The sequence below is a fragment of the Mycobacterium sp. 20KCMC460 genome, assembly GCF_022179425.1.
GTDB lineage: Bacteria > Actinomycetota > Actinomycetes > Mycobacteriales > Mycobacteriaceae > Mycobacterium > Mycobacterium kiyosense.
In genome coordinates this window covers 3,927,190-3,942,323 of record NZ_AP025524.1, presented here as the reverse complement: position 1 = coordinate 3,942,323, position 15,134 = coordinate 3,927,190, and the positions used below count along the sequence as shown (strand labels likewise).

Below are 15,134 nucleotides of genomic sequence, written 5' to 3'. Positions count from 1 at the left end.
CGCTTCTCCCCATTTCGTACGTGACGCAAGGCGCCGAACTGAGGGCAACTGAGTACACCTGCACCGAGAGGGCGTCCTTCGCCCAAGGATTCCTTGCCAAGGACCGCAGCGCGTAGGCTCGCTTCGCCATAGGATCCGCGCCGGTACGACGAGGCCCAGGCGATGGCCTGAAGCACAGTGAGTTCAGCGTTCACCAGCAACTCGGGGTCGGGGACCAAGTGGTCGGCAAGGGTCGTCCATGGCGGTGACTCTTGACTGCAGCGGTCGCAGGGTGGGGTCTGCTGCACGAATAGGTGACATCTGAGTTGGCTTGCCCAGCATGGGCGGGCTGGAAGGATGTCCCCATGGCAAGGCCCTACCCCCGCGAGTTCCGCGACGACGTCGTCCGGGTCGCTCGCAACCGCGATGACGGTGTAACGATCGAGCAGATCGCCACCGATTTCGGAGTGCACCCGATGACGCTGCAGAAATGGCTCCGTCAGGCCGACATCGACGAAGGCACCAAGCCCGGCAAGAGCGCCAGCGAGTCCGGTGAGCTGCGCGAAGCCCGACGGCGGATCAAACTGCTAGAGCAAGAGAACGAGGTGCTGCGCCGGGCCGCAGCGTATTTATCGCAGGCCAATCTGCCGGGAAAAGGGTCTACCCGCTCGTGAAAGAGCTCGCCGCCGACGGGATCCCCGTCGCGGTGACGTGCCGGGTACTGCAGCTCTCCCGCCAACCGTATTACCGCTGGCTGGCCGACCCCATCACCGAGGCCGAACTCATCGAGGCCTACCGCGCCAATGCGCTGTTCGACGCGCACGCAGACGATCCGGAGTTCGGCTACCGCTACCTCGTGGAGGAGGCGCGCGATGCCGGCGAGCCGATGGCCGAGCGCACCGCATGGCGGATCTGCTCGCAGAATCGACTGTGGAGCGTGTTTGGTAAGAAACGCGGCAAGAACGGCAAAGTCGGGCCGCCGGTGCACGACGATCTTGTCGAGCGTGACTTCACCGCTGAAGGGCCAAATCAGTTGTGGCTCAGTGACATCACTGAGCACCGCACCGGTGAGGGCAAGCTCTACCTCTGTGCGATTAAGGACGTGTTCTCCAACCGGATCGTCGGCTACAGCATCGACTCCGAATGAAGTCACAACTGGCCATCCGGGCACTACACAGCGCGGTAGCCCGACGCGGAGATGTCGCGGGGTGCATTCTGCACTCGGATCGCGGATCTCAGTTCCGGTCAAGGAAATTCGTACACGCCTTGAATCAACACGAGATGGTCGGCTCTATGGGCCGTGTCGGAGCCGCCGGCGACAACGCCGCCATCGAGAGCTTCTTTAGCCTGCTGCAGAAGAACGTGCTCGACCGCCGCCGCTGGGACACCCGAGAACAACTCCGCATCGCGATCGTCACCTGGATCGAGCGCACCTACCACCGGCGCCGCCGCCAGTCCGGCCTCGGGCGGTTGACCCCGATCGAATTCGAAGCAATCATGACCACACCGGCCAGTCAGGCCGCGTGACCGAAACTGTCACCTGATCGTGCAGCAGACCCGTGCGATGTTCCGGCTTGTGCAATCGGCGATCTGGTCTCCGAAGTGCGTTCCGATGACGACCCGTCGGCAATCCGACTGATTTGTGGCGTAGGCGATCATCGCTTTGAGGCGACGCTGCTGCCACAGCTTCCACCTGGCAGACTCTCGTTCCAGTGCGGGGCGGGATGCAACTCTAGCCAGCAGATGGACCCGGCGAAGCCGACGAGAACTCGAGAACGTCACGAGGCGGTCGAGGGACCAGTCAATCAGCTTTCGTTCTAACGTGTCTGGCTCATAACCACGCTGATCATAGAGCTGTTGGAAGTCCAGTTGAACGCGGACATTAGGGCGGGCTCGATTCGCCTTATAGAACAGTTCGCGGAACAGCCTTCTATCACTTTCTTCCGTTGGCTCTCGTGAACCGACTTCGACGGTGCCCCGCGCTGAACAATCGAGGCCCAGGCGCAGTGCGTTGACGCGTTCGAGTTGGGCTAAGTGGACGTTGATTTCGTCGTCACTGATGCCGAGCTTGTCGGCAACCTCGTCGATGTCAAATACCCTGCTCTCACCACGTTGCGGACATCGCCAAAGTTCGCTCAGCAGTTGTTGGGTGATGGCTGCGTCTGACTTCGATTCATGCCCATCGACCAAACTGCGTCGACGAGCAATATCAGCTCTCGTGTACAGCAGTAAGCACTCGCCGATGACATCGCGGGCTCGTGCCGCCCTCCCGGCCTCCTGCGCGTAGCCATCGAGTGAGTCCGGCAGGTCGTAGTGAACCACCCACGCAATATTGGGCTTGTTGATGCCCATGCCGAATGCTTTGGTAGCAACGATGATTCGGGTGGTGTCTGAGTCGAAGTCTTCCTGGACAGCGTCTCGCTGTTCGGGGACCATGCCTGCGTGGTACGCCCTCGCGGCGTGACCCGCCCGCCGTAGAACGGCTGCGACTTCCTCGGCGAGTGCACGTTTCGAGACATAAACGATGCCGGGATTGCTGCCCGACCACGTGACGAACCGCAGAAGTTCTCGAAGTCGGTCCCTCCCGTCGGCGCATTCGTGGACTCGGAACCGCAAATTAGGCCGGTCGCTGGGTTCGCGCACCGTGAGAGGATTGTGCATGTCCATGGCCGCTACGATGTCGACCTCCACCTCAGGAGTGGCCGTTGCAGTCAATCCAATACGTGATGGGCGTGTCTCGAAAGTCGCGACTGACGCCGGTACCTGCCGGAATTCGGGCCGAAAATCGTGACCCCATACCGAAACACAATGCGCCTCGTCCACTACGACTCCGTTGAGTTGCTGGCGTCCGAGCGCGCCACGCAGGACCGGATCACGGGCCAGTCGTTCAGGTGAGACATAGAGAAGACGAACCTGACCACTGGCGGTGTCACGGAGTATTTCTATCTGGACTACCCGTGAAGTGGAGCCGATGATTCCTTGCACCGGCCTGATACCTCGGCGGCCGCGCAGCTCATTGACTTGGTCTTTGATCAGCGCGACCAGCGGTGAGACGACGACAGTGGCCCGTGCTTGGGGGGCCAGCAAGGCCGGCAGTTGGAAGCAGACGGATTTGCCGAAGCCGGTTGGCAGAACGGCGAGAACATCGTTGCCTGCAGCGATCGCGCACATCACCTCCAGCTGCTTGGCGTGGAGATCAGTGATGCCAAATAGTTTCTCGGCAGCCTCGATGAATTTCGGCACAGGGTCCTCTCCCTCAACGAGGCGCAGGCTTTCCAACAGCTGACTGACGTCGTCGCGTCCGAACGAAATTGCCGCAGTCAGGTCAGGTGCAGCGCCAGTGACGAATTCGATCGCGCGCGTCCATGCGTCGTCGCGGTCGACCGCCTCGTGGATCGTAGGGTCGGGTAGTGAGCCGAGGAGGACGCGCTGTGCTTGTGTCGGTGAGTGCAGTCGGCGGTCGCACACAAGTGCGGCACCTCGGTCGGTTTCGGATCTGATCAGACGTCCGAATCCCTGAGTGAACTGCATCGCTGTCAGGGGGAGGACGTAGTCGAGGAAGGGGTCATCGCCCCGCTCGGCGATTGCGCGTTGGCGTGCGGATACCAGAGGATCATCCGGGTGTGGATATGGGGGCTTCTCGATGAAGAGATACGACAATGTTTCGCCCGGTGCGTCGAATCCTTCCCAATACGACTTTAACCCGTACAGCACTGTGCCCGGCTCGGCTTTGAACCGCTGTGCAATCTGGCTGCGTCCCTGCTCACCTTGGACGAGTAGTTCGACCCCCCGTTCGGCAAGTTCGGCGGATTTGGTCCGAACGGCATCGGCCACCGCCTCCATGCGTACTCGCGCCGCGAAGAGTGTGAGGGTCTTTCCACCGGACAGCGACAGAAAACCGGTCTGGTCGGCGGCCATCTCCTCACAGAACTCACGTTCATTGACCGGTATCGGGATGGGCAGGTGGTTGGTCAGTATGACGACCGATTGCTGCTGATAATCGAACGGAGACGCGAGCCGAAGTGCACGAAACACGCCGTCAGCGGGTTGCGGGTCGATGCGGATACCCAATCTTGAGGCGATGTAGTCGAAGCGGCGCTCGACGGTCAACGTCGCCGAACAAAGCACCGTCGAATGCGTCCTGTCGACCACTGACTGTTGAAACGCGGGGAATACGTGAATCGGCAGCCGTTCGAAACTCCAAGCGGCGGAATCATCCTCGTCTGTGCTGAGCCGATAAACCCACAGGTGTCCGTCAGGTAGCGGCCCCAACGTGTAAAGGAGATTGATGGCGGCGTCGACTCGCTCCGAGTATCCATCAAGCCGTCGTTTGGCTGACGCGGCACCGGCCACTTGGTCCAGCGAGTGGCGAAGAGAAGTAATGGCTTTCGCGAATTGAATCAGGTTGTATCGAACCGAGGATGCGGCCTGCCGAAGTGCTCTGAACTCGGGGCGACTATCGACAAGTCCGGAACGGAGGACCGCCGTATCGGTCTTTCCGCCGTATTCATGTAGATATGTGTTGATTGCGGACGCAAGGTCGGCAGCGCTCAATCGGACGGCGCTGGAGCCCGTGGCAAGTTGTTGAATGGCATGGTCTGTTGACTGATCTCTACCAGTGCGGCAACGGATTTCACGAATCAGTTTCGACCGGGGAGATAGAGAGTTGACAAGGATCTCGAGCTCCACGGCATCGACTCGTTCTGTCCACGCAGCTGTCAAAGAGTCCTCTAGAGCGTGAGCCTCGTCAAAGACCAGATCGGCGCGCCCCTCAGCGAGAACGTCGCCTGGAGCCTGACTTACCTTGACCCACGCTGCGATTAGTGCGTGGTTCACCGACACGACACCCGGGGATCCGCTGATGTCGTTGATCTGCTGGACGAGAGGACATACAGTGGCCCACTTGCAGTGGGAGCGTTCGCAGCCCGCGGCGGTGGTCCGTAACCGAGCACGTGTGCGCGCGTAACGGATGTCCGCGCGTCGAATGACGTCGTCGGTAACGTCATCCCAGGTGCCGTTGGGAGACTGGGCTATTGCCCGCATCGCGACGGCGATGCTGAACCCCGAGGCTTCCTGGTCCGGCAACACGTCCTCGAGCTCACGTGCGCAGACATAGTTGTTGACCCCTTGGAGCTGTCGGAATGGGGCGCTTAGCAGACCCTCTTTCTGCAGGGCCGCGGCCTCCTCTCGAAGCTGTCCCTGGAGCGCTCTTGTTGCGGTCGCGATTACGACCGGTTGTCGCGGTCTAGATGCCCGCCCGAGAGCCGGCAGAAGGTAAGCCAGTGATTTGCCCGTGCCAGTCGGTGCTTCGACAGCGAGTCTTCCGCCGCCGTCAAGCACCTCAGCTACCGCTTGGGCCATCTCCTGTTGACTCGGGCGGGGCCGGAGTCCGCGACGCTGTCGGAGCAGCGGAAAAGTGTCGCGAGTCCCTGACCACGCATCGGAGGATGGGGGAGCGGTCGGGGTCAGCAGAGGGTCAAGAGGTCGAGTCAGTTGGGACAGGTCGGGTGCTGATTGGAGTCTCGGTAAAAGCAATGCCAAAGGATGATGGTGCGTTTCGAGGATCGCGACAGCTAGCTGCCAGCTAGCCTCAGCCATGTCGACTTCGTCAAGAAGTCTGGTGACGACCGCTGCCGTCGTCATGGCGTTGGATACGGCAAGGTGGGGTGCCTCATTAGTGACCCCATACCGCTGTGCGAGGTCGGCAAGCTGACGGTTCGGAAGCGAGATATCGACCAATAGCGAAAGGTCGATGCTGTCGGCGCTCTGGGGGAATGGTGGGTATTGAAGTCCCTCGCGATCCGCAGCGCGCTTGAGGAACGGCAGGTCGAAGGCAAGCAGATTGTGGCCAATAAGCAAGTCCACGTCCTGTAACCGGGTAGTAAGGACGCGTACCGCATCGGCAAGCAGGAGTGCGTCTGCTGAGCTAGAGACGTTACCCGGGTGAGCAATTACGACGTCCAGGAGGATTGTGCCGTCGAGCCCCACGAGGGCTAGTTCGGTAATAAAGTCGGTAGTGCGATTTAGGCCGCTCGTTTCCAAATCCAGCACCGCGACTCGGTCGCGCGGAACCCGCACGGGTTGGGCGACATACCAGTCATCACTGGCTGCGTCATTGTCGTCTATGTCGACTGAGTGCGATTCGACGCCTCTAGGCTCTGCGCAGTGCAGGAGCCCCCCGGAAGTCACACCAAAGTGTTGCGGGAAGCGATCGGGCCATTGCTGAATCCGTTCAAGAGGCTGAGCGAAGCCCTCTTTGCGGAGCCGTTCACGAAGCTCGACCGCGGACAAAGGTCCGTGGTCGGCGAGTATTTGATGGGCTGCCTCGGCTGCCGGATGCAGTGTGCGCCGCGGTTCCGTCAATGCGGCTCCCGGCGCACCATGGGGTGCTTTCTCAAACGTGACACCCCATTACGTGGACTGAACCGTCAGCGATTCTTCGTTGCCCGGAAGGTATCCAGCCGTTGACGGCGACACTATGTCCAGCCACAGGGTATGACACCGGCTCGGCGGAGTTGTGGATCCGTGGTGCAACTGTAAGTCTGGCAGCCGCTGGGATTCGTAACGGTCTCAGTGTGTCGATCTTGGCTAGCGTTCTGGTTGGCTGCACACCTCTGAAGATGTTGAGCGCTACAGAGGCAAGAAAGCTTTCGCTGCCCACGTCGCAGAGTGTCTGGCCCAACTTGAATGATGTGTTGGGAGCGAGTCGCATGTTGGAAGAGGGCAGAGAGCAGGGTCGCTGCAGCTCAGTCTCGCTCCGGATCTGCTCGTCCTTCAATCTCGGAAACTCGCCATTGTTGACGAAGACCCTATTTAGGACACCGAAGTCCAAGGCTTCTATGACAGCTCCTTTCACTCTGGGTCGCACGTGCTGCGGGCGAACCTACTTTGGACCACCGACATATTTTGAAGATGTTCGCAGCGCTCCGTTGGGTGTTTGACGAAGGCTCTTGGTACGAGTTGGGAGCGTTCTTTGAATATCAGATGTGCCGACCTAAATTGCGGGACAACAAGACTGAGATGTGATAGTGGCCATCTGTCCGTATGCTGCATTGGCCGGTAACGACTCTGTTGTTCGCGAATTAATGTCACCTTCTCGTTGTTCAATCGTGCGATGGCGCCCACTGAATCGGTACGCTGCGATGCTTCTAAGGGGGTTACATGACCACCACCGAAACGCCACGCCTGAACAACGGCGCCGAACGCTGCATCTATCACACCCTGCTCGATCAGCTGCAGCCCGACGACCTAGTCGTCGCCAACCAGCGTGTCACCGACCATCTCAAAGACCACGAGGTCGACTTCGTGGTGGCCATCGAGGGCGCCGGCATCGCCTGCTTGGAGGTCAAGGGCGGTGAGGTGTGGCACGACGGTGACGGTTGGTGCCAATACCGCGGCGGCAAACAAGTGCGCATCGAACCGATCCGCCAAGCCCGCGAAGCCTGCTACGCGCTCAGAAACTACGTCGAGAGCGACCCTCGATGGACCCAGGGGCGGCTGCGCTGGGATCATTTCGTCGTCCTACCCAATACCGAGCTCCCGAAAGACTTTTCGCTGCCGGAGTGCCCGCGGTGGAAGATCTTCGACCGCACCGACCTACCCAGCCTCGCCCACCAGCTTCGCCACATCCTCATCCGCCAAGAGCTCGATCGGCCACTGCTCACCCAGGACGGGATCGGCCAGCTGACCACCGTGCTCATCGGCAGGGGACTGCCGCAGCGCGACGTCGTGGCCCGCGCCCTGGCTCACGAGGACGCCGCCGACACGCTCACCGGGCATCAGTCCGTCATCCTCGATGCCATCCGACTCATCAATCGTGTCGAGGTGCGCGGCGGTGCCGGCAGCGGCAAGACCTTCCTGGCCATCGAGCAGGCGCGCCGGCTCGCGCAACAAGGTCAGCGCGTCGCGCTGGTCTGCTACTCCCACGGCCTGGCGTCCTACCTCGAGCGCATCAGCGCCGCCTGGCCCCGCCGCCAGCAGCCGGCCTACGTCGGGGAGTTCCACGCCCTCGGCGTCCTGTGGGGTGCGCCCGAGGGGCCCGACGAATCGCTGCGCAACGAGCAGACCGTCCAGTTCTGGGAGCACGACCTGCCGCAGCAGATGGCTGATCTCGCAGCACAATTGGAGCCGGGCCACCGCTACGACTCGATCGTCGTCGACGAAGCCCAGGACTTCGCCGACGCGTGGTGGGACCCGCTGCTGGCCGCCCTGAAAGACGACGAGACGGGTGGGCTGTACGTCTTCAGCGACGAGGGTCAGCGGGTGTTCAACCGCCATGGCTCGCCGCCCGTTCCGCTGGTGCCGTTGATTCTCGACCACAACGTGCGCAACACCAGACAGATCGCCACCGCATTCCAGCCGCTGGTCGATCACCCGATGCGCTTCCTCGGCGGCGACGGACCTGCCGTGAAGTTCGTGGCCTGCACACGGGAGGACGCCCTGAACGCCGGCGACGACGAAGTCGAGCTACTCCTAGAGGAAGGATGGCGCCCCGAAGACGTCGCCCTGCTGACCACCGGCAGCCGACATCCCGAGCAAAAGGAACGCCAGGCTGCCGGCAACGCCGCCTACTGGGACAGCTTCTGGGATGCCGAGCAGGTGTTCTACGGCCACGTCCTGGGCTTCAAGGGCTTGGAGCGGCGAGCGGTGGTCCTCGTCGTCAACGAGGCTGCGGCGTTCGAGCGCTCCCGCGAACGGCTCTACGTGGGGCTGTCCCGCGCACGCGACCAACTCGTGGTCTGCGGCGACCCGGACTTCATCCGCGAAGTCGGTGGACCGGATCTCGCCCGCCGACTAGGTGTCCCATCCAGCTAGGGGGGTGCATAGTCGACGACATTTTGGATTTCGGTGCGCGCGCCTCACCCATAACTCTCAACTAGAGCTTTACCCTTTCGAACCATGACGGTCCGGGGGAGCTCGCTACTGCCAGAGCTCGAGATTTTGTCGGCGCTGGATTTCGACACCGAGATCCCATGCATCTGCCAGAAGTTCTGCGATGAAGCAGAGCACCGGGCGGACTGGTGGGTCACGCTGTCCTGCGGGTGCCGATACCCGTTCTGCAAGAAGGCGTTACAAATCTCCAAGATCCGGCTCAAGGTGCGACCACTGACGTGCCGGCTGTGTTCGGCGGAAGACATCACCATCAAGAGCGTCAAGCGTACGTAGCCACTGCGGCGGAGATGCGGCGTGGGGCCGGGTGGTTCAGTCGGTATCGCGAGGCATGGTCAGTTGACCTCTCCGGCGACGTCGGGCCGGCGGTGAGCCGCGCCGGAACTTCTGAGCGGGTCGACCTCTGCCCTCGTTGACGAAAGTGCCCGTAGGTTGGATCAGGGGCTCCATCAGGCGCCGGAATGCATCGCGGTCCAGGTTGTGCCCGGCCACCGCTTCATGCGCGCTGCGCAGCTCGCGCAAGGTGAATTCCTCGCCGAGCAGTCCGTCCGGGTCGGGTCGATCGACGTAGCGGGCCCGCAGGTCTGCCAGGGCGTACTCCACTATCTCCGGGTGGTCGTAGGGGAGTTTCCCCGGGTCGCGCGCCAGGGCCAAGGTAGTGCGCTCCGACGAACGCGACTCCAGTTGATGCGGCTGCACGACCTGGATATGCGCGACCGACAGCACCCAGCCGCGTTTGTCGCGACCCGGCTTGTCAAACACCTGGAGTTGGCGCGGCCGCAACCCGCGGATGTTGGCCTTGTCCTGCAGGCAACGGTCGACAGCATGCGCGAGTCGCTCCCTGTCGTGGAGAAAAGTTCCTGGCAGCGCCCACCCACGACCGCTAGGTCGACGGACCAGCAGAACCACTAACTCGTTGTCGGCGTCCAGGCTGAGCACGGCGGTGTCCACGGCGACGGACGGCTGGGGATAGTCCTCCAGCGCCTTGCCGTGGGAGTCGATGTACTTGTGATCGGTCATGTCGGTGCCTCAGAGTACAGTGCAGGTATATAGAGCGCTTAGCGCAATAAATGGTGTATGATTATTGCGGATCGCGCGTAAAATCGGACCGGCGTAGAAGGAGATGGTGGCCATGGCTGCATATGACGACAGGTTTGAAGGTGCACTGCTGGGCATGGCAGCGGGCGACGCCCTGGGTGCGCCTTACGAATTCGGGCCACCGCGCGGGCTCGACAAGGAGGTCGCGATGGTCGGCGGCCGCGGCTGGGAGGTCGGGGAGTGGACCGACGACACCGCGATGGCGATCGCCATTGCAGAAGTCGCCGCGACCGGCGCAGATCTGCGCGAGGAGTCCGCGCAGGACGCGATCGTCACCCGCTGGCTGCAATGGTCGAGGAACACCAAAGACATTGGGCTCCAGACTTCTTCGGTTCTGCGCGCCGCCACCCGGGATGGCGCGATCACGGCTGAGCGTGCCCGAACCCAGTCGCAGGCACTACATGCGCGAACCGGCCGCAGCGGCGGCAACGGTTCGCTGATGCGCACCGCACCGGTCGCCCTGGCCCACATCGACGACGAGGACGCGATGGTGCACGCCGCAACAGCGATCAGCCAGCTCACCCACTGGGAGCCGGATGCGGGCGAAGCCTGCATCATTTGGTGCGCGGCCATCCGCCACGCGGTGCTCACCGGCGAACTCGATGCCCGCATCGGGCTGCGCCACCTCGAGCCCGCACGGCATGAGCTTTGGGCACAACGACTCGATGCGGCTGAGGCGGCACCGCCGTCGTTCTTCGCCAATAACGGGTGGGTGGTGTCGGCGCTGCAGGCCGCGTGGTCGGCCATCAGCACCACGCCGGTGCCGGCCGACGACCCTGGCGCCGGTGTGTTTCGGGCCGACCATCTCCGCCGCGGAATCGATGCCGCGGTACGGGCGGGTCATGACACCGACACCGTCGCGGCGATCGCAGGAGCACTGCTAGGGGCGGCCTACGGTGCGTCCGCGGTTCCGCTCGAGTGGCGCCAGCTGCTCAACGGCTGGCCGAGCCTCGACGCGCGTGGCTTGGTCAAGCTCGCCAATGCGATTAAGCGCCAAGGGAAGCCAGACACTTTCGACTACACCTACCCGGGCTCGCCCGTCGACACGTTCGCCCGGCACCCGTACGACGACCGAGTCCTGCTCGGCGGGATCGGGGCCTTGCGTCAGCTGCGTTCGGAGGTCGATGCGGTTGTCTCGCTGTGCCTGCTGGCCGACGACGACGTCCGCAACGACATGCCGCACGTCGAGGTGCGCCTGATCGACCGGGTCGGTCGCGACGAAAATCCGCACTTGGATTACGTGCTGCTGGACGCAGTGCGCGCCGTCGAGCAGTTACGGGCCGAGGGCCGCACGGTGCTGGTGCACTGCGTCGGGGCCTACAGCCGCACCCCGACCATCGGGGCGCTGTACGGAGCGCGCCTGCGCAGCGTGGCCGTCGACACGGCGCTGCGTGATGTCACGGCGGTGTTGCCCAATGCGCATCCCAACGCTGACTTCCGGAACGCGTTGCGGCGCTTGAGGAGGTGCAGCCATGAGCGCTGAGCGCGGTTGGATCGGCGAACCGGGGTCTTCGATGAAGATCTTCGTGAGCAGTGGATCACCCGCCATCGAGAGCTGGGCCACCATCCTTATGCTGCTGCCACTGCCGAAAATCCCGAGCGTTGGGAGTGCAAGTGCGGCCCAGACGCCGACGGGACTGAAGTCTGGCGCATCCTGACGATCGAGTAGCTCAAACCGAAGTTAGGCCGCCTGAGGAACGCCAAGGCGAAGCCGCAACCGGAGCAAAAATGAAGTCCGAATCGACAACGGAGCCGGGCTTTCATTCCAATCGTTCTCTAAGACCAAAAGGGCACGTCTGTCACCGGGCCGTAGTTCAATCGGGTCATGCACGAAGAGCTAGCGCCTGCGCCCAGCGAGCAGTCCACCCGGGACGTCATCCTGCAGATGCTCGCCGACGATTCCGAGACCGACGATGCGATCAAGAACGCCGTGCTCGACGCACTGGCCACGGTCGGTGACCCAACCAATGGAGATGTCCAGCAGCGCACGTCGCCCACATTTCTGACGAGTATCTCGGTGGCGGGGTTCCGCGGTATTGGGCGGCAGGCGAAGCTCGACCTCTACCCTGCCCCGGGCCTGATGGTGGTCAGTGGCCGCAACGGCTCCGGTAAATCCAGCTTCGCCGAAGCACTCGAACTGACCCTGACCGGAACCAGCTATCGCTGGCACGAGAAGAAAGAAAAGATGTGGGCGGAGTCCTGGCGGAACCTGCACCATCACGACCCGTGCGCAATCCGGATCCACTTCGCTGCGGAGGGTACTGGGCCCTTCACGCTCGGCGTGGACTGGAAAGACGACGCAACGCTGGCTGAGCGCAGCGCGTGGACACAATTCGGATCGGCCCAACGGGCGGAGGGCACCGATGGTCTGGGTTGGGCTCGCCCGTTAGAACTGTGGCGTCCCGTGCTTTCCTATGACGAACTCGGCCGCGTATTCGACGACGGGCCTGCCGCGTTGTATGACGCGCTGAACAAGTTGTTGGGCCTGGACGTGCTCGCGGATGCCGAGAAATGGCTCGCCGCCAAACTGAAGTCCACAAAGGCTGCACGCGATCAGGCGGATGACGAGCGCAAACGTCTGCTCGGCATGCTCGCCGAGTCGAGCGACGAACGCGCTGAGCGCGCAACGAAACTGCTGAAGAAGCGACCTGTTCCGCTGGATGAAGTAAGGGGGCTGGCGACTGGTTCCGATGATTCAGATCTCAAGGTCGTCCCCGCGCTTCGGGCGTTGACTCAGCTCGAAACTCCGTCGCTCGATGAGATTGACTCCGCTGCAAGCCGTTTGCGTACCGCTGCCCAGGCCGTTGCGCAGCTCGCCACCACCGTCGTCGACACGACTCGCCAACGGCTCGACCTGCTCGAGGCCGCGTTAACATTCCACGCCCACGCCGGCGACACGGACTGCCCGGTTTGCGGCAAGGGCAGGCTCGACGGCGACTGGGCGACGCAGGCGCGCGCGGATGTCTCTAGTACCGAGTCCACACTGGCCGAATATCGCGCCGCGACCAACGAACTCAATCAAGCGCGAAGTTCCGCGCGCAGGCTGCTGGTGGGCCTTGAACAAGTCAGCAAAGTGCCGGCCACCGAATTGGCCGGGTTGGCGGCGTACAACGCCGCGGTTTCTGCGGCTGTAGCTACGCCCACCGGTGATGTGGACTTGGCGTCCCACCTGGAATCTGCCCTGATCGCCGTCGGCGAAGCAGCTGAGAGTTTGCGCTCGCAGGCTGCAGAAGCGTTGACAGATCGAGAAAGTGGCTGGGCTCCGCTAGCCGCGAAGCTCGGCGGATGGGTCGGGCTCGAGGAGGATGCGCGCTCGCTCGACGACACCTTGAAGACCATGACGGCGGCTAAGAGCTGGATGAATAAGAACGGCGAGGCTTTCCGAAATTTGCGTTTGAAACCCGTTGCCGCGCAGGCACGCAAGATATGGGCGCAGCTCAGGCAGGAAAGCAACGTCGACCTTGGCGAGATCACCCTGCAGGGTAGCGCGAATCGCCGGCGCGCAGAGCTCAGTGGATCTGTGGATGGACAACCCACCAAAGCGCTGTCGGTCATGAGCCAAGGTGAGCTACACGCGCTCGCGCTGGCGTTGTTCCTGCCGCGAGCAACTGCCGCGGCCAGCCCGTTCCGGTTCGTTGTGCTCGACGATCCGATCCAGGCAATGGATCCCGCCAAGATCGACGGCTTCGTGCAGGTGCTGGGTGAGATCGCCCAGACCCATCAGGTGATCGTGTTCTCCCACGACGATCGGCTGGCCTCGGTGATTCGCGAAACCGGTGTCGACGCACGACTGGTCGAGGTGGTGCGCGAGAGCGAGTCGAAAGTGACTGTGCGCGATAACATTAACCCGGCCATTCGTCAGGTCCGCGATGTGTTCGCACTGATCAAGGACGACGGCCTTGCCGATGACGTCAAGGCGCGCGTGCTGCCGGGGCTGTTCCGGATGGCTTTGGAATCGGCTGCCAAGCAAACGTATTACACCAAGCAGTCACTGGCCGGATGTCCGCGATCGGAGTGCGAGGACGCGTGGCTGGCGACGAAGAAGACCATTCCACGGGTGGCGTTGGCGGTGCTGGGTGATGCCTCAGCCGATCTGACCAAGTGGCTGGACCAGAAACCGGAACGACGGCGTTCGACGCGACTGTGCAACGCCGTTCACAACAAGGCGACCGTGTCCATGGCTGACGCACGCGACCTGGAACGCACCGTCGAGGAAGTGCTAGCGCTGCGATGAGCGCGGCCGAACTGCTCGGCCAAGCGCGGCGGCTGTTGAACACGCGAAGCGTTGGAGGGCTGTCACCGCGCATGGCTGCATTCATTGCCCGACAGGCACTCGAAGACATTGTGGCCCAACGGTGTAGTGCGCTGGGAGTCGTGTCACCCGCTGCGAATATGCGCAGCAAGTTGCTCGTGCTGCGCGCACTCGACGAGCCCGCAGTAGCTGATGCGGCCGCCGTTGCCTGGAGTCGGCTTAGCAACGCCTGTCATCTGCACGCGTACGAGATGCAGCCGTCGCTGACGGAGGTGGAACACCTCTGCGGGCTGGTCGCTTCGTTGCTGCCGGAAGGAGTGAACAGTGGGCCGTAGATTGATTTTGCTGCAGCTTCGTCGCAGGCCAGTCCGCTGGATACGTTGGTGCACAGCGAATCTAGGGGAATCATTCTCATTGCTACCCATCGACAGCCTAGAATGGAGCAGGCCTGAGAGGGCTGATCTAACAATTGCTGATTTCTGGAGCTGCCGTGACGCATCCACCCTCACGTGCTGCCGAGCTCGACAACGCACTGCTCGGACGCATCTGCTCGGTGTAAAAGGGGGGTGGTGAAATTCCCACCTTGAGCCAGAAGCGAATGAAACAGGATCGTCGCCGTCGATCGTTCCGGCGTGTTCGTTGCAACCGACCGTTCAGATCGTCTGGGGACCGGCCCCCAACTCGTCCCAGCGTGGATGGTTGTTGGGGCATGGGAGCATCTCTGCGCTCATGGTGAGCTGACTCAGGACGAGTTGCTCAACGACCTCAATGTGAAGCGATCAGCCTTCGTCTGTGCGCTGCTCGCTCAGTTTGAGGATGTGATGGTCGAATCCGCGCCGGCAACGACGCTGCAACTCATCCGTGGTCAAACCCCTTGAACAGCGACGCTGGGTGGCGGAGACCGAGAACGAGTGGA

General features: G+C 62.4%; 8 protein-coding genes and 1 pseudogene. 7 read left to right on the top strand and 2 right to left on the bottom strand.

Annotation, left to right across the window (positions count from 1 at the left end):
* Positions 1 to 344: 344 nt before the first annotated feature.
* A pseudogene (locus tag MKCMC460_RS18265) lies at positions 345 to 1,506 on the top strand (IS3 family transposase).
* A gap of 9 nt (positions 1,507 to 1,515) precedes the next feature.
* Here the strand turns inward: MKCMC460_RS18265 and MKCMC460_RS18260 are convergent.
* On the bottom strand, positions 1,516 to 6,342 hold the full coding sequence (locus tag MKCMC460_RS18260; protein ID WP_238304668.1) for a RecQ family ATP-dependent DNA helicase: 4,827 nt from the start codon (positions 6,340 to 6,342) through the stop codon (positions 1,516 to 1,518).
* 798 nt (positions 6,343 to 7,140) lie between these two features.
* On the opposite strand from MKCMC460_RS18260, the gene MKCMC460_RS18255 reads away from it, so the two are divergent.
* Complete coding sequence (locus MKCMC460_RS18255) at positions 7,141 to 8,793, top strand: ATP-binding domain-containing protein (RefSeq protein ID WP_236982630.1); 1,653 nt, start codon at positions 7,141 to 7,143, stop codon at positions 8,791 to 8,793.
* Between the two features lie 84 nt (positions 8,794 to 8,877).
* Entirely contained in the window at positions 8,878 to 9,144 is a 267-nt protein-coding gene (locus tag MKCMC460_RS18250; protein ID WP_236982632.1) for a hypothetical protein, read from the top strand.
* A 36-nt stretch (positions 9,145 to 9,180) separates the two neighbouring features.
* On the opposite strand, the gene MKCMC460_RS18245 is transcribed toward MKCMC460_RS18250, so the two are convergent.
* Positions 9,181 to 9,888 (bottom strand): NUDIX domain-containing protein, encoded by a 708-nt coding sequence (locus MKCMC460_RS18245; RefSeq protein WP_236982634.1) that lies wholly within the window; start codon positions 9,886 to 9,888, stop codon positions 9,181 to 9,183.
* A 112-nt stretch (positions 9,889 to 10,000) separates the two neighbouring features.
* Here MKCMC460_RS18245 and MKCMC460_RS18240 point away from each other — a divergent pair, with 112 nt between their 5' ends.
* The 4 genes from MKCMC460_RS18240 (at position 10,001) to MKCMC460_RS18225 (ending at position 15,096) form a co-directional block, all read left to right on the top strand.
* On the top strand, positions 10,001 to 11,449 hold the full coding sequence (locus MKCMC460_RS18240) for an ADP-ribosylglycohydrolase family protein (RefSeq protein ID WP_236982642.1): 1,449 nt from the start codon (positions 10,001 to 10,003) through the stop codon (positions 11,447 to 11,449).
* A gap of 342 nt (positions 11,450 to 11,791) precedes the next feature.
* Positions 11,792 to 14,200, top strand: a complete 2,409-nt coding sequence (locus MKCMC460_RS18235; RefSeq protein WP_236982644.1) for an ATP-binding protein — start codon at positions 11,792 to 11,794, stop codon at positions 14,198 to 14,200.
* Positions 14,197 to 14,553 carry a hypothetical protein gene (locus MKCMC460_RS18230; protein ID WP_236982646.1) on the top strand — a complete coding sequence of 119 codons (357 nt, stop codon included), beginning with the start codon at positions 14,197 to 14,199 and terminating at the stop codon, positions 14,551 to 14,553. The genes MKCMC460_RS18235 and MKCMC460_RS18230 overlap by 4 nt, the downstream gene beginning before the upstream one ends.
* Before the next feature lie 297 nt (positions 14,554 to 14,850).
* Positions 14,851 to 15,096, top strand: coding sequence for a hypothetical protein (locus tag MKCMC460_RS18225; RefSeq protein ID WP_236982648.1), 246 nt, complete (start codon positions 14,851 to 14,853; stop codon positions 15,094 to 15,096).
* Positions 15,097 to 15,134: the final 38 nt, after the last annotated feature.